The following is a 22,980-nucleotide window of genomic DNA, read 5'->3' on the forward strand; positions in this document are numbered from 1 at the left end:
GGCTTCCGGTAGTTACCTTACCAGCCATAACTGAAGGTCAGGCCGCTGCCGTTGTCGCCATCCTGCACCACATTGGTGTCCGTGTTGCGGCCATACTGGAAAATGCCATAGGCATTGTTGTTGCCGTTCTGCTGAAGTGTCGCGGAATGGCCGTTGCCGCGTTGCCGGATGAAGCCGAGATTGCCGCCGCCATTCTGGGCGATGCCCGCCGCATTGCCGCGGCCGAACTGCTTTATGTCGGCATCCTTGAAGTTGCGGTAAAGCGAATAGGCGCGCAGCCCGGTCGAAAGCAGATCGCCATCGGCACTATTGCTCGGTGCGAGATCAAAGGAGATGCGGCCACCGGCATGGGCAGGTGCTGCAAATCCGATCGGCGCCAGACCGCCAACAAGCAGGGTGACGGTGAGAAGTTTCAATATGTTGCGGGCCATTCTTATCTCCATCTGTCAGCACCTTGCCGATGATCCATAATTGCATCCCGCAACTGAACCCGACCGGAATTACCCATTCACATCGCGTTCAGTCACTCGGCGCGCGCAAAAGAAAAGGGCGCCGGAACCGGCGCCCTCTCAGATGAAAATTTATGGCGTGCGGCGACTTAATCGCCGCCGATCTGCTTCGTGCAACTGAAACTCCTGCCGTCGATCACGAGATCGAGCACCGCCTTGTAGCGGGCTGCCTTCGCATCGAGCGTCACCGAGCTCAGCAGTTGCGAACGTCCGGCAGCGGCGTTGAAGTCGCCTCCCTGGCTGATGACGGAACTGCCGCTGCCGCCTGATTTTTCGACGTGAAAGGAGTAGGTCCCGCCGGCACCGGTGTCACCCTTGGCGAGGGCCTCCAGCTTCACCATGCCCGCCTGCGGTGTCGCCTTGATCTCGCAGAGCTGCCCGTCGGCCGGTTCCTTTGCAGTCGAGATGGCCGCAACGGCGCCGACAGGAAGTAGGGCCAGCGCGAGGATTACCGCCAGGCGGCGCGACTGTCTGAGGGTATGGGGCATGGTTCGTCTCCCAATGATCCGATGTTTTGATCGACCCGTTTCACGTCGTTGCAGGCTGCTTACGGGCACGCCTGCACGAAGGCCGCGACATTGTCGTTGCCGCCCTGGCTCACATTGGCGCTGCAGCCACGGCCAACCTGAACACCGGCGGCGATATTGCCGTTGCCGTCCTGGGTCAGGATGGTGGTGTGGTTGGAACCGAACTGGCCGATGCCGGCCACGTTGCGATTGCCGTTCTGATAGGTGGAACCGTAATTGTCTTGCCCTTCCTGACCGACAGCCGAAAGGTTACGATGACCATATTGATGGCCGACGATCCGGTTGTAGCCGCCATTCTGGTAGGTGCGGATCCGGTTGCCATAACCTTCCTGCGCGCCGCCGGCAGAATTGGACCAGCCATATTGTTCGATGCGCACATCATTGGCCATGGCGGGTGCCGCAGCAGAGATGCCAACGAGAGCAACGAGTGCACTTGCAATGAAAGACTTCCGGATCATGACTGTGTCTCCTCAGGCGGATGGGACCGCGGTTGAACGTCTTTGTTTTAGACGGTCCCATTGGAACGGAAGCTGAAGAGACTATTCAGTCGGAGTTCATGCGCCGGAAGCCGCAGGTTGCTCCTGCAGGGTGTGCCGGTGTCAGACCAGGGCCAGGATACGCGCCGGCCCACCCGTTCCGCCGCGATGTTTGGGTGCGCCGACGATTATGGTCGCGCCCTTGACCGGCAGGGCCTCGAGATTGTTCAGGCCTTCGATCCCGTAACGCCCGGCCGGGAGCCAGGAATTGTGAACGGCGAAATCTGCCGAATTGCCCGGGTCCAGTGAAAGCGTGTCAACGCCGATGGCGACGGCGTCGCGCTCGAGCAGAAGGTCGGTCGCGGACTTGCCAAAACCGGGGAAGGCGAATTTTCCGGCATCGTCGTTGCGGAATGACGGGCTTTTCACTTTCGTCGCCCAGCCGGAGCGCAGAGCCACGACCGCACCTGCCGGTAAATCGCCATTTGCGGAGATCCAGCGCTCGATGTCTTCGGCCTCGATGGTGGAATTGGCATCTTCTTTCGCGCGGTCGGTGATATCGATGATGACCAGCGGTGCGACGAGTTTCTGCGGTTCCAGCTGATCGACGCTCGCGCCGTTGGCACTGAAGTGGAACGGTGCGTCGATATGCGTCCCGGTATGTTCGTAGATTGTGAGCTTGTGGAGCTGATAACCGCTCTTGGTGATCTCTTCCGCCCACTCGAACTCTATTCCCGGTTTGCCGTCGAATGTGGGAAATGTGGAATCATAGGCGTGGGTAAGATCGACGACCTGCCGGGGTGACTGTGCCAGCACCGGGGCCGCGAGGCTGCCCGCCGCCATTGCCGTTACGCCGGCCACCGCACCTTTGAACAGCAGGCGTCGTGACAGCATGTTCCGTTTCACGTTCTCGATTACGCAGCTATTGCACATGCCTCAGTCCCTCCATTGAGAAATCCCTGATTGCAAGGGTAGCGCAAAGGTGGAGTGACGCAAGGCAGGAGCCCCACTGATTTTTGACCCGTATTTACATCGCGGTTTCGGCAAGCCGCCGCCCATAGGCGGCAATTCCCTTGCCCACCGGCAGGCGGGTTCTCTGATATCGCGAAAGGGCAGTGGGCAGATCGTCCGTTTGCCGCAGCACATCGCGCAACGCCATCGCGTCGCCCGCGGCCTTGGAAACGCCCATCGCCGTGTGAGGGCGAACGACAAAGGCGGCATCGCCGACCAGCGCGATACGCTGCGACACCATCTCTCCGGCCTCATAGTCAAAAATGCCTTGGATGGATGGGGTTTCCTCCGCTTCCACGGCGAGCGCCAGTTGCGGCGGCAGAAGCGAAAACGCGTCTTCGCGCAATTGCCTGCGGCGATGCTCCGAGAGTTCTCCACGCGGCAGGGAATGTTCGAAATGCCGGCCGTCGCGGCCGGTGAAGGTCAAGTCAAGCTCATCAGTCGTCGTCGGGCGATACCAGACCCAGTTGTAACGGCGCTGCCCCGGCTGTGTCTCACCACGCGGTCCCGGCACGAGATAACCCAGAACATGAATTCCGGGCGCGATGTAGAAAGCAAAGCGGTCGAGCAGCAGGGCCGCATCGGCAGGCAATGCTGTTTCGGGGATAAGCCCGCGCCAGGCGACATAACCCGCATAGGCGTTTTCCGAATGGCGGTTGACGGCGCTCCGGATTGCAGAACCCAGACCGTCCGCGCCGATCACCAGATCGGCGCGTTCCTCTGTGCCGTCGGCGAAGGACAGCGTCACCCCTTCCGGGTCTTCCCGAACGGCATCGACCTGATGTCCGAGACGATAGGTATCGGCGTGGAGACGGGAGGATACGCGTTCAAACAGATAGTCCCATGAAACCTGCATCTGCGGCGTTTTTTGGCGCTGGGCGACCCGGCCATCGGCATCGAGGTAGATGCGTTCCTTTGCAACCACCCCGACATGGGCGACGTCTTCGCAGCCGATCTGACCGAGAACCTCGAACAGGTCTTGCTGCGGCACCAGCCCCGCACCGCGCCCGGCGAGGCCGGACGACGAGCGTTCATAAACTCTCACATCGTGTCCGTCCTCCTGCAGCAATATCGCCGTAAAGAGACCGGCAAGCGAGCCGCCGGCGATGCGGATTGTCAATGGTTTCATGGCTCGTTCCTGTCTTTCGAAAGTGTTTTGCGGCGTAATGTCTGGTCTTCGCCAGAAAGACCGGCGGATCGGACATGCCGAAACGCCGGTCTATAAGCGGACAGGGTATTCAACCCGGCATGATCGCTGGCTGGTTTGCGGGAAATTTCGCCACATCCTCGATGCTGACGTTCAGGTGCTGGGCCACCAGCGCCGGCGGGGTATGGGTCAGCCAGGACGACAGGCTGACCTCCTGATATTCGGCGGCCTTGAAGACCGCGACGAATTGCAGGTCGGTCTTCCCGGTATTTTCGATGATGTGACCCTGGCTTCTTTTCACATAGCCAATATCGCCGGCACGGAAATCGGCGGTCTGGCTGCGCGGGCCCGCGTCGAACACGGTCATCCGGCCTTCGCCCTTGATCCAGTATTGCCATTCATCCGCATTGGGGTGCCAGTGCATTTCACGCACGCCGCCGGGCTTGATCGTTTCGATGGCGGCGGCAATGGTTTTGGACACGGTAAAGGCGCTGCTGTCCGCAAGGCGAATGACGCCGGCGGTATTTTCCTTCAGAGGCTTGGATGCCGCGAGCTTGTAGGTGAAGGGGAAAGGCGGCAGACCGGCACCGGCAACGGCTTCCTGATCCCTGGAGAGTGGTCCCGGCTCCTTGCCCTGGAAGATCCAGAGGTTCTGCAGCGGAATGTTGCGGAACACATCCTGCGCGACGCCGAAATTCTTGGCCAGCAGTTCGGGGGAGGTATGCGCCAGCCAGTCCGTCAGAAGCAAGGTGCCATATTCGGATTGATCGCCTTCGTCGAACACGATGACGAATTCGCATCCATCAGGACCAAGGCCCTGCAGCGAATGGGGGTAACCGGCCGGAAAATACCAGAGGTCACCGGCCTCGACATCCTGCACATAGGCGCGACCCTGTGGATCGAGCACGGTGATGCGGCAGCGGCCATTGGTCATGATCGCCCATTCGGCGGCACGGTGCCAGTGCATCTCGCGAATGCCGCCCGGTCCGAGCCGCATGTTGACGCCGGAGACGGCATCCGAAATCGCGAAGTCCGACTTGGTCACCTGACGGGCCCAGCCGCCGTTCTGGATACGCTTGGCGGCATTGTTGAACGAGCCCCAGAAGAGCTGCATGTCGCCGACATCGGTCGCGGGCGGGCTCTGGAAGGAGGGAAACTGGTCGTTGATCGCCGGGTTCTTCGGGCCGGGATCGCTGAGCCCCGCGGCATTGGCATTGATGGCTCCCTCGGCGGGCTGGTCGGGATTGCCGAAAGATGCTGCTCCGGCTGCGCTGGCGGCAAGGGCGGTGCCGCCGACGGCGCCGATTGCGAGAACTGCACGTCTGGTCAACGTTTCCATTTCAGAACTCCTTGTTCATGGCGAGTTGGGACGAGGTGTCGATAGAGCGGGTTTGTGATGCGAGCTGGAGCACCGCGATGCGGTCGATCAGTTCGGCATTGAAGAGGCGTTGCTGCAACTGGCAGAAGGCCTTGGGATCGAGTGCGTCATGCCGGTCCGTTTTCCGGGCGGCGCGGGTGGCGACGCAGGAGGTCTTGTCCTCGGCCGGAACAGGCTGCGCGCCATCGTCCGCATCGCTGCCATCCGCAACGGGCGCGGAAAGTCCCGCCAGCCTGTCGATCGTCTGCGGTGCGAGGATGTGCAACGCGCCTGCCGACGTGATCTCTTCGGAGGCCGCGAGCGCCGGTTCGGCATCTCTGATGAGGAGGAGATTGCCGCCGAGCACTGCAATCGCACCCAATGCCAAAACCGCTGCGACTTTGAGACGACGAGGTTTGCGCTCGTCCGCATTCTTGCTGATGGAGGTCATGCCGTGCTCCACAAAAAGGGTGATGGTGTCGTCAGGATCGTCCCTGAAGGGAGGCGCTTGACTGGAGCAAAGGCTACGGCGGGGCGGAGGCGCCGGCATCTATACAGAGGTCTAGTTCGTATGGCAGAAGGTGTTGGTGGCTGGGCGCAGATGGAAGGCGGATGGCTGCCACGCCGGTTCGGCCCGCGCGGCAGCCGATGCCGGAGAGCCCCCGGCATCTTCACATGGACGACGATGCAGCCGATGTCCGGCTGCTGCTGTTACATGACCTGAGATAAGGAAGCGCGGCACCGGGCCGCGCTTGCAGAATGATAGTGGCTCTCAGCGCAGATTTCTGAAAGCTTCGCGAAGCTCCCTGGAGAAAATTTCCGGCTGCTCCCATGCCGCGAAATGTCCGCCATGATCCACCCGATGATAATAGGAGAGGGATGGATAGGCCTGCTTGCTCCAGCTTTCGGGCGCTTGATAGATCTCTTTTGGAAACACCGTTATGCCGACCGGGATTTTGATTTCCCGTGTCTTCTGGGCGTCCGCGCTGAAGTTGTTGTTGTTGTTTTCCCAGTAGAATCGCGCGCCGGACGCACCGCTATTGGTCAGCCAGTAGAGGGTGATGTCGTTCAGCATTTCATCGCGCGAAAGCACGCTTTCGGGCTGTCCGTTGCTATCGCTCCATTGCGCGAACTTCTCGTAGATGAACGAGGCAAGCCCGGCCGGGGAGTCGGATAAGGAATATCCGATCGTCTGAGGTCTTGTGACCATCATCGCGCCATAGGCGGCGTTCCTGCCGAAAAATCCCTGCAGCGCGTTATAGGCATCTCGTTCCGATGGCGACAGGTTCGCCGGTGCTGGATCACCGCCATTGATACCCTTCATGAGCGCTCCGGGAACGGTGGCCGGCATGTTGAGATGGATGCCGGCGAGACCTGCTGGAGCCTGCCGCGCCAGGGCATCGGAAATGACCGAACCATGGTCCCCGCCCTGGGAAACATAACGCGTATAGCCGAGGCGCTTTACAAGGGTGTCCCACGCCCGGGCGACGCGATCCGGACCCCAGCCCAGATCGGTCGGATGGCCTGAAAAGCCATAGCCGGGGATGGAGGGAATGATCACGTCGAACGCGTCCTCGGCTTTGCCGCCATAAGCGGTCGGGTCCGTCAGCGGGCCGATGACTTTCGTGAACTCGAAGATGGAACCCGGCCAGCCGTGGGTCAGGATGACGGGCAGGGCGTTGGGATGGCGGGAGCGGACATGAATGAAGTGGATGTCGACGCCGTCGATTTTGGTGACGAACTGGGGCAATGCGTTGAGTTCCTTCTCGGCATTCCGCCAGTCATAATCACTGCCCCAATATCGAACGAGGTCCTGAACCCGCGCCAGCTGGATGCCCTGCGAAATATCGCCAACGGTTTCCTTGTCCGGCCAGCGCGCATTCCTGATCCGGTTCTTCAGGTCGTCAAGCTGGGCCTGATCCACATGGACCTGAAACGGCCGAATACTATCGTCGGCAGACGTTTCGGATTGGGCGGGCTTGGTCTGTTCAACTGCCAGAGCAGGGTGGAAGGCCATCAAAACAGTCATTGCAGACCCAAGGACAAGAGCGGTTCTTCGTCCGTATTTTCCGGGGTTAACGGCATCAGTCATGTTTCTCTCCATATCGGTGTGGTTCGCGATCATCTCGCGCTAGGAACAGGTAGATGTTGATCGTATCCCGACTGTTTCTTTCCACCTGCCGTTGCGTCACAAAACGTTGGCTTCCGCGCGGCTGACACATAGGGATACAAATCAGTCTGCCGCAGTGACGGGCGCCCGCCGGGGCAGGCGCCCTGAAATATTCAGGTTACGGGGTGAGAATGGCTCGCGGTTCGAGCATGCCGTCGAGACCGAACGCACCGATCTCCCTGCCAATGCCGGATTGCTTGAAACCGCCGAAGGGCGCGCGTGGATCATGCGGGGCGCCGTTGATCACGACGCGGCCAGCCATCAGCCTTGCGGCGATCTGTTCGGCCTGTCTCAGGTCGGATCCCAGCACATAGGCCTGAAGTCCGTAGTTGCTGTCGTTGGCAATCTCGACGGCTTCGTCCTCATCCCGATAGGCGATGAGGCACAGGACCGGACCAAAGATTTCTTCACGGGCGATGCGCATGTCGTTTCTGACATCGGTAAAGATTGTCGGACGGGCGAACCATCCTTTTTCAAATCCCGCCGGTCGCCCGGTTCCGCCCGTCAGCAGGGTTGCCCCTTCTTCGATGCCAAGCCGGATATAGGCTTGAATTCTCTCCCACTGGGCGGGATTGGCGAGCGGTCCGATCCGGACGTCCGGATCGCGAGGGTCGCCAACCCTGAACCTCCCGGTTTCGATCTTCAGCCGTTCGGCAATCTCGGTGAGGCGGGACCGAGGGGCGAGGATGCGGGTGCCCGCGACGCAGGCCTGACCGCTATTGGCAAAGCCCGACATCAAGGCGACGGGTATTGCCCTGTCGAGGTCTGCATCCGGCAGGATGATGGTGGGTGCCTTGCCTCCCAGTTCCAGAACCACTCTCTTCATGCTGTCGATTGCGGCGCGTTGAATGATCTTTGCCGCCTGGGTGGAGCCGGTGAAACTGATGGTCGCCACGTCGGGGTCTTCCGTCAGCGCCGCACCGACCACCGGACCCGTGCCGTTGACGACGTTGAAAACGCCGGCCGGCAGGCCAGCCTGATGCAGCCTTCTGACCAGAATATCGGTCTGAAACGCACTCTGTTCGGCCGGTTTGATGACAAGGGGAGAACCGGAACCGATCGCATGCGCAAGCTTGGTGGCGATGAAGCCGAAATTGCTGTTCCAGGGCGTGATGGCGGCGAGAACGCCGCGCGGCAGCATCTTGACCGCGCTTTTACCCACGATCCGCTCGAAGTCGTAATTCGCGACGGTCTCCGCCATCACTTCGAAAACCGACGCTGCGTTCTGAAGGGAAAAAGTGGTGAAATAAGCGGGGGCGCCGTATTCTTCGGTCATGGCTTGAGCGAGCTCATCGGGCCGCTCCGCGATCGCGTCGCGCAGGCTCCGCAGCATTTCGATACGTTGCGCCTTGGTGGAGGCCGCCATGGCGGGAAAAGCGCGTTTTGCGGCTGCCACCGCTGCCCTTGCATCATCAGCGTTGCCAAGCCGTACATCGCCGATTTTTTCTTCGGTGGTGGGATTGAAAAGGTTCAGCCGCTCGTTGCCGGCTGGCACCACAAATTCACCGTTGACGTAGATATGTTCAATGGATCGCATTGATCTGACCTCATTCGAGATTGAGTGGCGAACTCGGTTGTCCTGGCTGTTCCGGCCATCGAATGACGCGCCTGACGCGGGCAGCATGAAACGTCGGGACGTTTCGCTGAATTCGTCACGGGGGTGGGAAGGAAGAGAGGAAAAAGCGAAAACGGCACCGGCAGATGCCGAGCCGTTCTCTTGTCATTCACATCGTTGAGATCGCGCCCAGAAGTCCTGCAAGCGGCGAGGGTTCTTGGGAGGTGAGATCGTAAATGCACGGCGCTGCGAATATCGCGGCAGACACGATCACGATGACGAGTGCACGCATGGAGACAGCCGTCCTAAGCGAGTGTGAGCGAGACATCGATGTTCCCCCGGGTTGCCTTCGAATAAGGGCAGATCTGGTGCGCATCCTCGATGATCGCCTGCGCGACGGGGCGGTCGATGCCGGGCAGGCTGACCGACAGGCGCGCCTGCAGAAAGAACGCGCTGTCCGTGGTGGCGAGATCGACTTCCGCATCGACGGCGGTGTCGGCGGGAAGCCGCAGCTGGCGTTTCGCCGCCGCTTTTGTCATGGCGCCGATAAAACATGCCGACCAGCCCGCGGCAAAAAGCTGTTCGGGATTCGTGCCCGGCTTTCCGCTGCCGGGGGGCGAAAGCTTGATGTCCAGCGCGCCGTCATCGCTGCGGGCCGATCCGTCGCGCCCGCCGGTCGTGTGGGTCTTGCCGGTATAAAGAACGGTATCGATGCTGGTCATGGGAGGCTCCTTTCATTTGCCGCTGCGGCGGCGTTTTCTGATAGGAGCGTTGTGACGGACCAGCGTATCCGGCATGTTTCCGGAAACGGCGAAACTGTATCGAAACGTAGCCTCACTTCTGCCGATGGTCGTCTTCGGACGTCGCCCTATCAGCGGAAAGTCACCTCGGCCGCAAGCCCGCCGCCCTGCCTGTTATAGAGCCGCACCGAGCCACCAATGGTTCCGGCAAGCTGCTGCGCGATCGCAAGGCCAAGACCTGCCCCGCCCGTGTCGCGGTTCCTTGATGTTTCGATCCGGAAGAAGGGCTGCATGGCGTTTTGCAGCATCTTGTCAGGAATACCCGGCCCGCGATCCAGCACCGTGACGACCACGGTGCCTTCGTCCTGCCGGTCCACTGCAATCTCGGCACTGCCGGCGAATTTGAGGGCGTTATCTATGAAGTTCGTCAATATTCGTCGCAATGCATGGGGCTTGGTCGAGACCGTGCCGCGGACGATGCCGGAAACCGAGACGGCTTTTCCGGTGTCCTGATAGTCGTAAGCGATGCTGTCGATGAAAGAGGCCAGATCGATGCGCGACGCTTTTTCGCCACTGCCATGCGTGCTGCGTGCATAAGCAATGCCATCCTGCACCAGACGTTCGATTTCACGCAGGTCCTTGACCAGTTTTTCCTTTTCGGGCGTATCGTCGGCCATATCGGCCCGCAATCGCATGCGGGTGATGGGCGTCTGCAGGTCATGCGAGATCGCCGCGAGAATCTGGACACGCTCCTCGAGATATTGCGCGATGCGATCGCGCATGGCGTTGAATGCGCGGGCGGCGTGGGCAACTTCGCTCGGGCCGTTCTCGCTCATCGGAAGGCCCTTCTCCCCCGGATCGAGCGCCTCCGCTGCCGCGGCAAGCGCGCTCAGGGGACGGGTTGCCTGTCGGACCGCAAACCAGGTGCAAAGAAGCAGAAGCACCATTTGCGCGGCGAAGACGTAGGGCAGCCAATCCGCCAGCGGCATCACGCCGCGCGGAGTCACGTCGATTGTCAGTGGTGCGCCGTCCGACAGGGTCAGATGCGCCTGGAGCCTCTTGCCGTCACCGGGAATGGACTCGACCTTGACGGGAAACCTGTGTCCCGCCGCTTCCTCGATCCTCTGCGCAATTTCCGCGCCGCGTCCGGACATGTCGGAAACACCGGGAAGGCCGGGGCCGAGGACAAGCTGATAGTTACTGCGGCTCAGGCGATTGACCCATTTGGCGCGCTCATCCGCAGGCAGGCGGTCGATGATGGCAATCGATACCGCAAGGTCGCTCTCCAGCGTGCCGAGCATGACCGCCTTCGCCGACATGTATCTTTCGGCAAAAAGGATGCTGAAGGAGAGGCTGTAGGCAATGGCCAGACCGGCGAGCAGGATGAGAAAGAGCCTCGACCGCAACGAGCGTGGCCACCAGCCGACAGGCAGGCTTCGGCCGTTCATATCCTCGGCTCCGAAATCTCCACGGGAACCGAAAAGACATAACCTTCCGCCCGCACCGTCTTGATGTAGACGGGTTCCCGCGCGTCATCCCCCAGCCGCTGCCGCACACGGCTGACGAGAAGATCGATCGACCGGTCGAAGAGTTCGGCATCGCGTCCCTGGGTGAGGTTCAACAGCTGGTCCCGGTTAAGGACGCGCTGGGGATGATCGATGAAGACCCTGAGAAGCCGGTATTCAGCGCCGCTCAGCGCCACTGCCGTTCCCTCCCTGTCGAGCAGGTGGCGGCTGACCGTGTCGAGACGCCAGTCGCCGAAGGTCAGGAGCTGTCCCGCTTCGCTGATCTGCAGGTTGGGAGGCAGCATCCGGGTGCGACGCAGGATCGCCTTGATCCGCGCAAGAAGCTCCCGGGCCGCGAAGGGTTTAGACAGATAGTCGTCAGCACCCATTTCGAGCCCGATGATGCGATCCATCTCGTCATCGCGGGCAGTCAGCATGAGCACCGGCGTCGCCTTGTGTTTGCCGGCGCGCAACTCACGGCAGAGGACGAGCCCGTCATCGCCGGGCATCATCACGTCGAGCACGATCAGATCGACGGCATTGCCGTCGAGAAAACTCCGCATCTGCCGTCCGTCGGCCGCTACACTTGCGCGCAGGCCGTTTTTCTTCAGGTAGCTGGAGACCAGCTCCCGGATTTCCCTGTCGTCATCCACGACGAGAATGTGGTCGATATGTTCCATTGGATGCCTTCGTCGTCCGGACGGTTCGGGTGGCCCGCAACCCGCGTCACTGCTGTCACATGCAGTAAGACAACGGTTCGCGGGCTTCGGCAAGCCTAAAGCTTTGCAACGTCCAGAACGGCCTTTGCAAATGCCTCGGGCGCTTCCTGCGCAAGGTTGTGGCCGATGCCGCCGGTAATGTTGCGATGCTGGTATTTGCCGGAAAACTTCGCCGCATAAGCGGAAGGATCCGGATGCGGCGCGCCATTGGCGTCACCTTCCAGCGTTATGGTGGGGACGGCGATGACGGGGAGTTTCGCAAGCCGGCGCTCATAGTCGTCATATTTGGCTTCCCCATCGGCCAGCGCCAGCCGCCAGCGGTAATTATGGATGGTGATCGCCACATGGTCGGGATTGTCGAATGCCGGGGCCGAACGATCGAATGTCTCGTCGCTGAATTTCCAGGTCGGAGACGCCGTCTGCCAGATCAGGCGGACGAAGTCGCGGGTGTTGGCGGCATAGCCTGCACGGCCACGTTCCGTCGCGAAATAGAACTGGTACCACCAGGACAGCTCCGCCTTGGGCGGAAGCGGCTTCTTGTTGATCTCCTGACTGCCGATCAGATAGCCGCTGACCGACACGAGGCCCGTGCAGCGTTCGGGCCAGAGTGCGGCCATGATATCGGCCGTGCGCGCGCCCCAGTCATAACCGGCCACGATGGCCTGTTTCACGCCGAGCGCATCGAGAAAGGCGATCATGTCGACCGCAAGCGCCGCCTGCTGTCCGTTGCGTGGCGTGTCGTCCGAGAGAAAACGTGTCGTGCCATAACCGCGCAGATAGGGGATGAGCACCCGATATCCCGCCGAAGCAAGAATGGGCGCGACATCCACATAGCTGTAGATGTCATAGGGCCATCCGTGCAGCAGCAGAACGGCCGGGCCGTCCGCCGGACCGGCTTCGGCATAACCGACGCTCAGCACGCCCGCTTTGACCTCTTTCAAGGCGCCAAAGGAGGTCGCTCCTTCGCGTCCGGTTGATGGACCCTGCGAAGGCGCTTCGCCCTTGGCGTGAGCGAGGCTCGCCGCCCCGAATTCGACGGCGGCAACGGTCATCGCGGCAATGCCGAAGAAGCGGCGGCGCTGTAAATCGATCCTGGAATTCATTGCTGTCTCTCCTGTCCTTGTTGGATGACGGGCAGGAAACGCGGTTCGTGTATCCTCGATGTGTCCCGGGGGAGGCGAATGTGAATGGTTTTGTAGCAGGGGCCATTCTGGATACATAAGGATACATTCGGCCTGTTCCCCTGAACGCAATCAGCCGCCCCATCGTCAGGAGCGGCTGCAACAGGACCCGTGAACGGGCGATGGTGGTCGGGGCTCCGGGCGGTAAAGGCGGCCCGGCGACGACGCCAGCCTCCCGGCCGAACGATCCTGTCATGCGTCAGGGCGCGTATCGCGTGAAGACGAAATCATGGTCCTTGACGTTGCCCTCATGGCAGGAGAGACAGGTCTCATGCTGCGCGACATCGACCGGTTTGCCGTTGACGAACCGCCCGAAACCCCAGCCGTGGCTGTCGGGATATTTTTTGGAGTCCTTCACCATCACCTGCACGGTGGTTGCCGCTCCCGGCACCGTGGCCGGCGGAAACTCCGTTGATTGCTGCCTCTTATAGGCAAGCTTCACCAGGATCGAGCCGTCGGGAAAGGGTAAGGTTCCGCTCTTATAGGCGTCGACCGCGATATCGTTTGCCAGAACGGCGCGCAGCTCGTCCAGGGGTGGGGCTTCCTGGGCGGGCGCGATAAACTGCCAGTCACGATATCCTTCCGGAAGCGTGACACCATAGATGGGAGAGGCGTTTTCCGGCGGTGTGTCCGCAAGGCTGGAATAAACGGCCCCAAAACCTGCTCCTGCGACCGAGAGAGCGACGGCGAAGAAAATCTGGCTCTTCATGAAAAATCCTGCCTGATCCGAAAAAGATCAGGCGATGATCTGCGCCGCAGGTATCCGGCATGTTTCACGAAACCCGCATTTATGTATCGGATTGTAGCCGGACGCCGTGCCGCCCCCGGCCGGGCGTCGTTTTAGATGCCGGCCAGCCCGTTCACGTCGTCGTCCTTTCGTGCCTCCATCGCGGCCCTGATCGCCTTCTGGATTTCGTCCTCTATGGCCTTCCTTTCGTCGGGCGGCATGGCGGCGAGGTCTCCCTCCGACAATCCCCGTGCCTCCAGATATTGCGCCCGGATTTTTTCACCGAGGCTCATATGCGCCCATTTGCTCAACTCCTCCTCCTCCGGGCTCGGTCCGCCGCCCTGCAGCGGAGCCTCCTCGATAGACCCCTGCTGCTGCCCCTGGAGCGACCAGAGCGCATTGGCAAGATTGGAGGAAATGGAGGGCGCAGCCCCACCCGAGATCGGCGAAGCCGACCGTTCGGAAGCCTGGCCAAGCGCCGGTTGAGAAACATCCTGCGGCCGCGCGCGCGTGTAGAGCAGGGCAGTAGAGCCAATACGATCGATAGTGGACATGGGTGTATCTCCCTTTCGCCCGCAACCTGACGCAACTTGCTTGCGCCTGGCTTGCCGCCATCATCGCCTGCGGTCAATGAACCGCGAAGCGGCATCCGGACATGGCAGATCCGAACCTCCGCTGGAGGGGACAATGCGCGGCGCTATGGCGATCCTCACCGCGCTTTTCGTTATCCTTTCGATGGTGGGGTCCCGTCGCCCTGCTGTCCGGAAATCGGGAATGTCAGCGACACACGGGCGCCACAACCGGGCTGAGACGTGATTTTGGCATCACCGCCGCTCTGGCGCAGGAAACCGTAGACCATGGCGAGGCCAAGGCCCGTGCCGCCCTGTTGGGCACGCGTAGTAAAATAGGGTTCGAAAGCGCGGTCCACGGCGTCCTGATCCATGCCTTGCCCGTTATCCTCCACCGAAATCTCGACTGCATTGTCCGATGTCTGCGCCGCAATGATGATGACCCCTCCGCCTGGCATGGCTGCGGCTGAGTTGAGGCAAAGATTGAGAATGGATTGTTCGAACAGGGCGGCGTCCAGTGCCAGCCTTGGCAGATCATCCTGGAGTCGAAGGCTGATCTGGTTGCGCGTACCGACCGCAATCTCGAGAACATCCACCATTCCCTTCAAAAGCGAGGCGACATCCACATAGACGGGATGGATCGGCTGCTGGCTGCCGATGGAGAGCATGCTGCTGGCAAGCTGGCGGCCACGATCAGCGGCTTTGCGGATGCGATTGATGTTGCGCTGCTGGCGCTCGCTGAAACCTGTTTCACGCTCCAGAAGCCCGAGGCTTCCGGTAATGATGCCGATCATGTTGCCGACTTCGTGGCTGAGCTGATGGGTCATGCGCATGATGCCGTCAAGCCGCTGCGCCTTTGCAGCTTCTGCCTCCTGGCGGTCGAGAGCCGTCACGTCGCGGGCCAGAAGCACGATGCCGCCGTCCGGTTGTCGGGAGACGGCAATCTCCGTGACCTGCTGGTCCTGCGTGCGGTGGCGCACGGTTATCCGGCTGGCAAGTCCGCCGGGATCGTCGGATGAGGGCAAGAGGGCTGGATCGATCTCCGGTATCGTTTCGACGAAGGAACGCAACGGCAGCTTCCTGGAATAACCGCCACGCTTTCCGACAAGCTCGATGATGCGCCTGTTCATGGTGATGGGCTGGCCGGTGGCATTAAACAGCGCGATGCCCTCGTTCATTGTCCGGAAGGTGGAGCGGATTGTCCGGGCCGCGGCTTCGGCCGTGCGGCGAAGACGGGACACGCGGTCGACGCTGTCCTTGAAGGCACGAAATGCGTCCGACAGGCGGATGAGTTCGGTTTCCGAGCCACGATAGGTGGGCAGGCTCACATTCTGCTCGCCATTCGCGAGGGAATTCATGCCGCCCGAAAGTGCCGTTATGCCGTGTGAGACCCGCATGACGGAGCGGATGGAGAGGGTCGAGAGAATGATGACGACCACAAAAGCGATCGCGACCATGACGATCAGCCGGGTCAGTGCTGCCGAAGCGGAGGCGAGGCCCTGCGTCAGTCTGTGTGCGACGGCTTCGCTCTGCGTTTCTGTGGCGTGGGAAAGGTTGCGGGAGACGGCGTGAAGTTTCGATACGGAGGACTGGATCGCAAACATCTCCAGAAGATATTGCGTCTGGGCGTCGAACACCCGTTTGTAAGGTGCAAGCCCCTCGGCCTCTGCGTCATCCATCGCGGCCGGCTCATTCATGAAATAGCCGGTTTCCGAGGTGAAACGACGCTGCAATTCACCCAGCTGGAACAGGCTGGCGGAATTGGCGGCAGCCTGTACGATGGCGTTCAGGCGCTGGCGAAGGGCTCCTTCGGTGACGGCCTGACCCGTTGCGATTTCGCCGAGTGCCGCTGCCGCCTCCGCCTTGTGCTGCTGGGCTGCATCCGCATCCGCCGCGAGCGACAGGGTTTGCTGGCGAATGGCCTGGAGCAGCTCGACGATATCGTCGTTTGGAATGGCGTTCTGCGTTTCGGCTTTCTTGTATTGGGCGATGGTCTCAAGAAGGCTGTCCACCTGCGAAACGACCGCGCGACTTTCGCTCGATACGCGGTAAGGCGATGTCGCGTTCATCAGCAGCGGCGCGCTGGAAACGAGATCGGCTACCTGCCGCGACACGAGCGAAGCGCGTGCAAGGCTGGAGAAGGCCTGCAGGCTGTAAGTCGCCATTTCGGTTTTCGCCTTCTGCAGGCCGTAGATTGCGACCGCCGACAGAATGAAGACCGATGAGCATATGAAGACGATGGCAAAGGGCAGGCGAAACGCGATTGACTGGAGGAAGAGCCTGTTGATCACAATTGCGGCTCGGCATTGTCTGTATGGAGGACGTAACCCTTGCCTCTGCGTGTCTGGATATGTTGCGGCAGATCCGGGTTGCGCTCGATCTTCCGGCGCAGGCGAAGCACCAGAACATCGACGTTGCGATCGATGAAACGGTCGCTTTCCGCGCCGAGGCGATCGAGGATATGGGATCGGCTGACCGGCCTGTTCGGCGTTTCCGCCAGGATCTCCAGAAGCGCGAATTCGGCCGTCGTCAACGTCCTGCTGCGGTCTGCAAGGCAGACGGCGCGCCGCCCAGAAAGATCGACCGCCCAGTCGCCAAGTCTCAGCGAATTCATTTCGGTTTCGCGTTCCGGCTCCTTTTCGACCTTGAGAGACGGAGCGATGCGCCGCAGAACCGCCTTGATCCGCGCCGTCAGTTCAATCGGCTCGAAAGGTTTGACGACATAGTCGTCTGCGGCGGTTTCCAGACCCAGCACGCGCTCGGTTGCGCTGCCAGCCGCCGTTACCATAACGATGCCGACATTCAGTCCCAGCTCGGTGCGGATGCGCTGGGCGAAGGTTCTGCCGGAAATTCCGGGCAGATTGTGATCGAGAAGCACGAGATGGATGTGTTCGTGTCCCAGTGTCGCCGCGGCATCTTCCGCCGAGTGTACCACAAGCGGAGACCAGCCTTCGGCCTCCACAAGATCGGCAATCAGTTCCGCCATATCAGGATCGTCTTCGACGATCAGTATCCCGATCCTCTGTTTCTGCACCATGAAGTCCTCCCATCACCGATCATATGCAAGAGGACCGAAATATTCAAAAGCTCGATGATGACTGGTTCTGTTACATTTGTAATATTCGTAACCAATTCCGCCCCGCAGGCGTGTCATGTTGAAAAATCGGTAACCATTCAACGGATTGCGCAAATCGCGGGTTCTGGCATGCTTGTCCTCAAGAATGGAACTGGGAGGTTCCAGGGGAGGACAAGGTGAAAGCATCGCTTGCGGCATTCAGCGCCGGTTTAGCCCTGTGGGCCCTCGGCGCGACGGGGGTGCAGGCCGATGGAAGGCTGAACATCCTCTGCGCGGCGGATGATGCCTGGTGCGCGACGATGCAGCGCGCTTACGAAACGAAAACCGGCGTGCAGACCATCATGGTCCGCAAGAGCACCGGTGAAATTCTCGAACAGGTCCGCAAGGAAAAGGACGCGCCGACGGTCGATGTCTGGTGGGCCGGTACGGGCGACACGCATTTGCAGGCCGCATCCGAAGGGCTTCTGGAAGCCTATGCCTCGAAGAATGAAACCGAGGTTCTTCCTTGGGCGCAGAATTTCTTCACCATGTCGGGTGGGCAATCGGCCGGCATTTATGCGGGCGCGCTCGGTTTTGCCTATAATAGCGATCTCTTGCAGCGGCAGGGGCTCCCGGTTCCAAGCTGCTGGAAAGACCTGATCAGCGAGACTTATCGCGGCAAGATATTGGCCGGCAATCCGAACTCGTCGGGCACCGCCTTCACCATGCTCGCGACCCTCGTCCAGCTTTTCGGGGAGGAGGAGGCGTTCAGCTACATGAAGGCACTCGATCAGAACGTGGCCGAATATACCAAGGCGGGCTCCGCGCCGGTCAAGGCGGCGGCGCGCGGAGACGCAGTGATCGGCATATCCTTCATGCATGATGCCGTCACGCAGAAGGAGGCGGGGGCACCCCTCGTCATCGTCGCTCCCTGTGAGGGAACCGGTTATGAGATCGGCGCGGTCAGCATCGTCAGGGGCACGAAAAACCGGGAGGAAGCCCGGCGGTTCGTGGACTTTGCGCTGAGCCCCGAAGGGCAGGCCACGGGGGCTGCTGCGGGGCAGAACCAGGTGCCGTCCAATGCGAAAGCAGCGTTGCCGGCGGGCGCGCCGGACCTCTCCCTGATCAAGATGGTCGATTACGACTTTGCGACATTCGGCACACCGGAAGAACGGGGGCGGCTTTTGCGCCGGTTTGATACGGAAGTACATCCCCCCAGCCAATAACCAGACGACTTGAAGCGGACAAAAACGACAGCCACCGGCATGTCGAACGGCGAAGCCATGTCCGCAGACTTATTCAGACGCAAAAAATGGAGGAAATCATGCGACTGACGATCATATCCAGCCTGCTTCTGGCAGGCACAACTCTCTTGAGCGTTCCGGCCCATGCTGCCGGCGACCTCAATCTCATCTGCGCTGCGGATGTGGTGATCTGCGAGCAGATGAAGGGTGACTTCGAAAAGAGCCATGACATCAAGGTCAACATGGTGCGCATGTCCTCGGGTGAGGCTTACGCCAAGATCCGCGCGGAGGCCCGCAACCCGAAGACCGACATATGGTGGGCGGGTACCGGCGACCCGCATCTTCAGGCGGCCTCGGAAAACCTGACGCTGGAATATAAATCGAAGATGCTCGACCAGTTGCAGGACTGGGCGAAGAACCAGGCTGAAAGTGCCGGTTACAAGACGGTTGGCGTTTATGCCGGTGCGCTCGGCTGGGGATACAATACGGATATCTTCAAGAAGAAGGGCTACAAGGAACCGAAGTGCTGGGCGGACCTGCTTGCACCCGAGCTGAAGGGCGAAATCCAGATCGCCAACCCGAATTCCTCCGGCACGGCCTATACCGCGCTTGCCTCGCTGGTGCAGATCATGGGTGAAGATCAGGCCTTTGATTATCTGAAGAAGCTCAACGGCAATATTTCGCAATACACCAAGTCGGGCTCGGCCCCGGTCAAGGCGGCGGCCCGTGGCGAAACGGCTGTCGGCATCGTCTTCATGCATGACGCCGTAGCGCAGACGGCGGAAGGCTTTCCTGTGAAGTCGATCGCGCCGTGTGAGGGCACCGGCTACGAAATCGGCTCCATGTCCATCGTCAAGGGCGCGCGCAATCTCGAAAACGCAAAGACATGGTACGACTGGGCGCTGCAGCCGGACGTTCAATCGCGCATGAAGGATGCGAAGTCGTTCCAGCTTCCATCGAACAAGACGGCCGAAATCCCCAAGGAAGCGCCGCGCTTCGAGGATATCAAGCTGATCAATTACGACTTCAAGACCTATGGCGATCCTGAAAAGCGCAAGGCCCTGCTGGAGCGCTGGGACAAGGACGTCGGCGCCGCCGCCAACTGATATCCCATGCCGGCTGCCTTCGTTGCTCAATGACGAAGGCAGCCCCTTTCCGACACACTCAATTTTGTGAGGTTGACCATGACCCATGGCAATCGCAGGCTGGACATTGTTCTGGCCTTGGGCCTTGCTGCCTTGGTGCTGGTGCCGTGGTACCGCATCGAAGGCGGCTTTTTCGGCCTCGGCTGGCTATCGGATTTTCCGACATCGTCGCAGGTCGCGCCCGGCATTCTCCAGATGATAACCGAGGGCCGCACCTGGCTGTTGGGCGTCCTGTTTTTCTTTCTGGCAGGAGCATTCGCACGGACGCTCTCCGATCCTCTCCTGCGCGGCAGGCTTCTTGTGGCCGCTGGCGCTTTCGGGCTTGGCTTCCTCGTGCTTCAGGGACTGGCGATCGGCTTTACCGGTTGGACCTGGCAGGTGACTGAAAGCCTTTTCGGAGCCATGGCCGACGGGCAGCCCTCCATGGGTGCTGGCGCGGTGACGATGGCTTTCGTCTTTGTGCTCTTCATTTCTTTCGGCCTCGCCGAACGGGGTTTCATGAAGGGCGACGTCTTTGTCGTCTCCTCGATTTCACTTCTCGTCTTCCTGGTCTGCGTTTTCGTGTTCTATCCCATCGGCAGCATGATGGTCGGCGCGGTGCAGGACTTTGACGGCTCGTTCAATCCCGACGGATTTATCCGCAACATGCGTGATCCCGGCATCTGGGGCCTTGATTGCGTGATCGGTGCCGGCCGCTGCGGCGTCGCATGGCGCACACTCTTCCTCGCGATCATGACGGCGGCGGGATCGACCATCCTCGGTCTGGCCTTCGCGCTGGTCGCCACCCGCACGCGTTTTCCGTTCAAGAAAGGCCTGCGGCTGCTGACGATCTTGCCGATCATCACGCCACCTTTCGTCATCGGCCTTGCCCTGACGCTGCTTTTCGGCCGCGCAGGCGTCGTCACCGAATTCATGTCGAGCATCTTCGGCATTGAGCCGGGCCGCTGGCTCTATGGCCTGACGGGCATATGGATCGCACAGGTCCTGTCCTTCACGCCGATTTCGTTCCTTGTCCTCATCGGTGTCGTCGAGGGTGTCAGTCCCTCGATGGAGGAGGCATCGCAGACGTTGCGCGCCGACCGCTGGCGCACCTTCTGGCGCGTGTCGCTTCCGCTGATGAAGCCGGGCCTTGCCAATGCGTTTCTGATCGGCTTCATCGAAAGCATGGCGGATTTCGGCAATCCCCTGGTGCTGGGCGGCAGCCACGGCGTTCTCTCGACGGAAATATTCTTCGCCGTCGTCGGCTCGCAGAATGACCCGTCACGCGCGGCCGTCCTCGCCATCGTGCTGCTCTGCTTCACGCTGTCGGCCTTCATTGCGCAGCGCTTCTGGCTCGCCGGCAAGAATTTTGCCACCGTAACCGGCAAGGGTGACAGCGGCGCGCATGCCGCCCTTCCGAAATCCATGTCGATTGCGGTACACGCGCTCGTCGTTCCCTGGATGCTCTTCACCATCGTCGTTTATGGCATGATCCTCGTCGGCGGTTTCGTGAAGACCTGGGGCCTGGATAACACGCTGACGATCGAACATTACGTCCGCGCTTTCTCCGTCAGCCTCAGCAATGGTTCGATCGCCTGGACGGGCGTCGCCTGGAACTCCTTCTGGACGACGATGGAGATCGCCCTGATTTCCGCTCCGCTGACCGCGGCTGTTGGTCTCCTGACGGCCTATATCATCGTCCGGCAGAAGTTTGCCGGCCGGAACCTGTTCGAATTTGCCCTGATGATGAGCTTTGCCATCCCCGGCACGGTCATCGGCGTCAGCTACATCATGGCCTTCAACCTGCCACCGCTCGAAATGACGGGATCGGCGCTGATCCTCATTGCCTGCTTCGTCTTCCGCAACATGCCGGTCGGCGTTCGCGGCGGCATTGCGGCGATGAGCCAGTTGGACAAAAGCCTCGACGAAGCCTCGCTCACGCTTCGGGCAAACAGCTTCCGCACCATCCGCCTGGTGGTGCTGCCGCTTCTGCGACCGGCCATCAGGGCAGCGCTGGTCTATTCCTTCGTCAGGGCCATCACCTCCATCAGCGCGGTTATCTTCCTCGTCAGCGCCCAATACAACATGGCGACGTCCTATATCGTCGGCCTCGTTGAAAACGGCGAATACGGTGTCGCAATCGCTTATTCCTCGATGCTGATCGTCGTGATGATCACCGTTATCGCAGGCTTCCAGCTCATCGTCGGCGAAAGACGTCTGCGGCGCGAAAACCGCGTCGCGGGCCTCGATGAAGCCAAATCCGTTTCTCACCCTCAGGAGAAAGTCGCATGATTACCGTCAAACCGGGCTCAGTCGTCTTCGAAAATGTCCGCAAGGCCTTTGGCGCATTCACCGCCATTCCAGATCTTTCATTGACCATCGAGCCCGGCACGCTCGTCACCCTTCTTGGCCCCTCCGGCTGCGGCAAGACGACGACACTGCGCATGCTTGCCGGCCTTGAACATCCCAATTCCGGCCGCATTCTCATCGGCGGCAAGGATGTCACCATGCTTCCCGCCAATGAACGGGATGTCTCGATGGTCTTCCAGTCCTATGCCCTGTTTCCGCATATGAGCGCGCTGGATAACGTCGCTTACGGCCTCCAGTCCTCGGGCCTGAAAAAGGCCGAAGCGCGGGAAAAGGCCGAAGAAGGGCTGAAACTCGTCGGTCTTGCAGGCATGGGTCACCGGCTGCCGGCGGAACTCTCCGGCGGCCAGCAGCAGCGCGTCGCAGTCGCCCGCGCCCTCGTGCTGGAGCCGCAGGTGCTGCTTCTCGATGAACCCTTGTCGAACCTTGATGCGCGCCTGCGCCGGCGCGTGCGCACCGATATCCGCGAGCTACAGCAAAGGATCGGCTTCACCGCCGTTTATGTCACGCATGACCAGGATGAAGCACTTGCGGTGTCGGATCGTATCATCGTCATGAAGGAGGGAGAGATCGCCCAGTCCGGCGCGCCCCGCGAGCTTTACGAGGCACCCGCATCCTCCTTCATCGCGGACTTCATGGGTGAGGCGAACGTGGTGCCTTGCGAAGTCATGTCCCAGACGGGTGAAGAGTCCCTCGTGCGGGTTGGCAACATGGAACATCGGGTCCGAAGCCGCGGCCCGCGCTCCGGCACCGCCAAGCTTGCGGTGCGTCCCGGCGCCATCACCATCGGCGCGGCGGGCGGCAGCGGCATGCCCGGCCGCGTGCTGCACACGGCCTATCTCGGTGGCCACATCGAATATGAAGTCGAGACCGAAGTCGGCACGCTCTTCATCGTTGACCATGAAATGAACCACACACAACGCGAAACGAGCGATGTCACACTCAATTTCAAAAACCGTGGCATAGCCCTCATCGACGCTTGAAGACTCATAGACTT

General features: G+C 60.8%; 21 protein-coding genes. 4 read left to right on the plus strand and 17 right to left on the minus strand.

Going from position 1 to position 22,980, the window contains the following annotated elements; translation table 11 throughout:
* Window positions 1–17 precede the first annotated feature (17 nt).
* From O3S81_RS18755 to O3S81_RS18835, 17 genes are all read right to left on the minus strand, one after another.
* A complete protein-coding gene (locus O3S81_RS18755) occupies window positions 18–431 on the minus strand; it encodes a curlin (protein WP_269345628.1) in 414 nt (137 codons plus the stop codon).
* A 167-nt stretch (window positions 432–598) separates the two neighbouring features.
* On the minus strand, window positions 599–997 hold the full coding sequence (gene csgH / locus O3S81_RS18760) for a curli-like amyloid fiber formation chaperone CsgH (RefSeq protein ID WP_269345629.1): 399 nt from the start codon (window positions 995–997) through the stop codon (window positions 599–601).
* Window positions 998–1,056: 59 nt separating this feature from the next.
* Window positions 1,057–1,494, minus strand: a complete 438-nt coding sequence (locus O3S81_RS18765; RefSeq protein WP_269345631.1) for a curlin — start codon at window positions 1,492–1,494, stop codon at window positions 1,057–1,059.
* A 141-nt stretch (window positions 1,495–1,635) separates the two neighbouring features.
* Window positions 1,636–2,445, minus strand: a complete 810-nt coding sequence (locus O3S81_RS18770) for a cyclase family protein (RefSeq protein WP_269345633.1) — start codon at window positions 2,443–2,445, stop codon at window positions 1,636–1,638.
* A 94-nt stretch (window positions 2,446–2,539) separates the two neighbouring features.
* The gene (locus tag O3S81_RS18775) at window positions 2,540–3,652 is read right to left on the minus strand and encodes an FAD binding domain-containing protein (RefSeq protein WP_269345636.1); all 1,113 of its coding nucleotides are present in this window, start codon (window positions 3,650–3,652) and stop codon (window positions 2,540–2,542) included.
* A 109-nt stretch (window positions 3,653–3,761) separates the two neighbouring features.
* A complete protein-coding gene (locus tag O3S81_RS18780) occupies window positions 3,762–5,009 on the minus strand; it encodes an oxalate decarboxylase family bicupin (RefSeq protein WP_269345638.1) in 1,248 nt (415 codons plus the stop codon).
* 1 nt (window position 5,010) lies between these two features.
* Window positions 5,011–5,478 (minus strand): hypothetical protein, encoded by a 468-nt coding sequence (locus O3S81_RS18785; protein ID WP_269345640.1) that lies wholly within the window; start codon window positions 5,476–5,478, stop codon window positions 5,011–5,013.
* A gap of 321 nt (window positions 5,479–5,799) precedes the next feature.
* Window positions 5,800–7,044 (minus strand): epoxide hydrolase family protein, encoded by a 1,245-nt coding sequence (locus O3S81_RS18790; protein WP_269345783.1) that lies wholly within the window; start codon window positions 7,042–7,044, stop codon window positions 5,800–5,802.
* A gap of 271 nt (window positions 7,045–7,315) precedes the next feature.
* Window positions 7,316–8,734 carry an aldehyde dehydrogenase family protein gene (locus tag O3S81_RS18795; RefSeq protein WP_269345641.1) on the minus strand — a complete coding sequence of 473 codons (1,419 nt, stop codon included), beginning with the start codon at window positions 8,732–8,734 and terminating at the stop codon, window positions 7,316–7,318.
* A gap of 323 nt (window positions 8,735–9,057) precedes the next feature.
* Entirely contained in the window at window positions 9,058–9,474 is a 417-nt protein-coding gene (locus O3S81_RS18800) for an organic hydroperoxide resistance protein (protein ID WP_269345642.1), read from the minus strand.
* A 149-nt stretch (window positions 9,475–9,623) separates the two neighbouring features.
* The gene (locus O3S81_RS18805; protein WP_269345643.1) at window positions 9,624–10,940 is read right to left on the minus strand and encodes a sensor histidine kinase; all 1,317 of its coding nucleotides are present in this window, start codon (window positions 10,938–10,940) and stop codon (window positions 9,624–9,626) included.
* Window positions 10,937–11,677 (minus strand): response regulator, encoded by a 741-nt coding sequence (locus tag O3S81_RS18810; protein WP_269345645.1) that lies wholly within the window; start codon window positions 11,675–11,677, stop codon window positions 10,937–10,939. The genes O3S81_RS18805 and O3S81_RS18810 overlap by 4 nt, the downstream gene beginning before the upstream one ends.
* Before the next feature lie 95 nt (window positions 11,678–11,772).
* Window positions 11,773–12,819, minus strand: coding sequence for an alpha/beta fold hydrolase (locus O3S81_RS18815; protein ID WP_269345647.1), 1,047 nt, complete (start codon window positions 12,817–12,819; stop codon window positions 11,773–11,775).
* A 277-nt stretch (window positions 12,820–13,096) separates the two neighbouring features.
* Complete coding sequence (locus O3S81_RS18820; protein WP_269345648.1) at window positions 13,097–13,606, minus strand: cytochrome P460 family protein; 510 nt, start codon at window positions 13,604–13,606, stop codon at window positions 13,097–13,099.
* A gap of 131 nt (window positions 13,607–13,737) precedes the next feature.
* Entirely contained in the window at window positions 13,738–14,178 is a 441-nt protein-coding gene (locus tag O3S81_RS18825) for a hypothetical protein (protein ID WP_269345649.1), read from the minus strand.
* Window positions 14,179–14,348: 170 nt separating this feature from the next.
* Window positions 14,349–16,484 carry a sensor histidine kinase gene (locus O3S81_RS18830; protein ID WP_269345651.1) on the minus strand — a complete coding sequence of 712 codons (2,136 nt, stop codon included), beginning with the start codon at window positions 16,482–16,484 and terminating at the stop codon, window positions 14,349–14,351.
* The gene (locus O3S81_RS18835; protein ID WP_442864949.1) at window positions 16,481–17,230 is read right to left on the minus strand and encodes a response regulator transcription factor; all 750 of its coding nucleotides are present in this window, start codon (window positions 17,228–17,230) and stop codon (window positions 16,481–16,483) included. The genes O3S81_RS18830 and O3S81_RS18835 overlap by 4 nt, the downstream gene beginning before the upstream one ends.
* Window positions 17,231–17,445: 215 nt before the next feature.
* On the opposite strand from O3S81_RS18835, the gene O3S81_RS18840 reads away from it, so the two are divergent.
* The 4 genes from O3S81_RS18840 (at window position 17,446) to O3S81_RS18855 (ending at window position 22,966) form a co-directional block, all read left to right on the plus strand.
* Window positions 17,446–18,474: an ABC transporter substrate-binding protein gene (locus tag O3S81_RS18840; RefSeq protein WP_269345653.1), complete on the plus strand. Its 1,029-nt coding sequence runs from the start codon at window positions 17,446–17,448 to the stop codon at window positions 18,472–18,474.
* A 98-nt stretch (window positions 18,475–18,572) separates the two neighbouring features.
* Window positions 18,573–19,598, plus strand: coding sequence for an ABC transporter substrate-binding protein (locus O3S81_RS18845; protein WP_269345654.1), 1,026 nt, complete (start codon window positions 18,573–18,575; stop codon window positions 19,596–19,598).
* 78 nt (window positions 19,599–19,676) lie between these two features.
* Window positions 19,677–21,908: an ABC transporter permease gene (locus tag O3S81_RS18850; protein ID WP_269345656.1), complete on the plus strand. Its 2,232-nt coding sequence runs from the start codon at window positions 19,677–19,679 to the stop codon at window positions 21,906–21,908.
* Entirely contained in the window at window positions 21,905–22,966 is a 1,062-nt protein-coding gene (locus O3S81_RS18855; RefSeq protein WP_269345658.1) for an ABC transporter ATP-binding protein, read from the plus strand. The genes O3S81_RS18850 and O3S81_RS18855 overlap by 4 nt, the downstream gene beginning before the upstream one ends.
* Window positions 22,967–22,980: the final 14 nt, after the last annotated feature.

This window comes from Agrobacterium sp. SOY23 (genome assembly GCF_027212525.1).
In the GTDB taxonomy this organism is placed as follows: domain Bacteria; phylum Pseudomonadota; class Alphaproteobacteria; order Rhizobiales; family Rhizobiaceae; genus Agrobacterium; species Agrobacterium tumefaciens_I.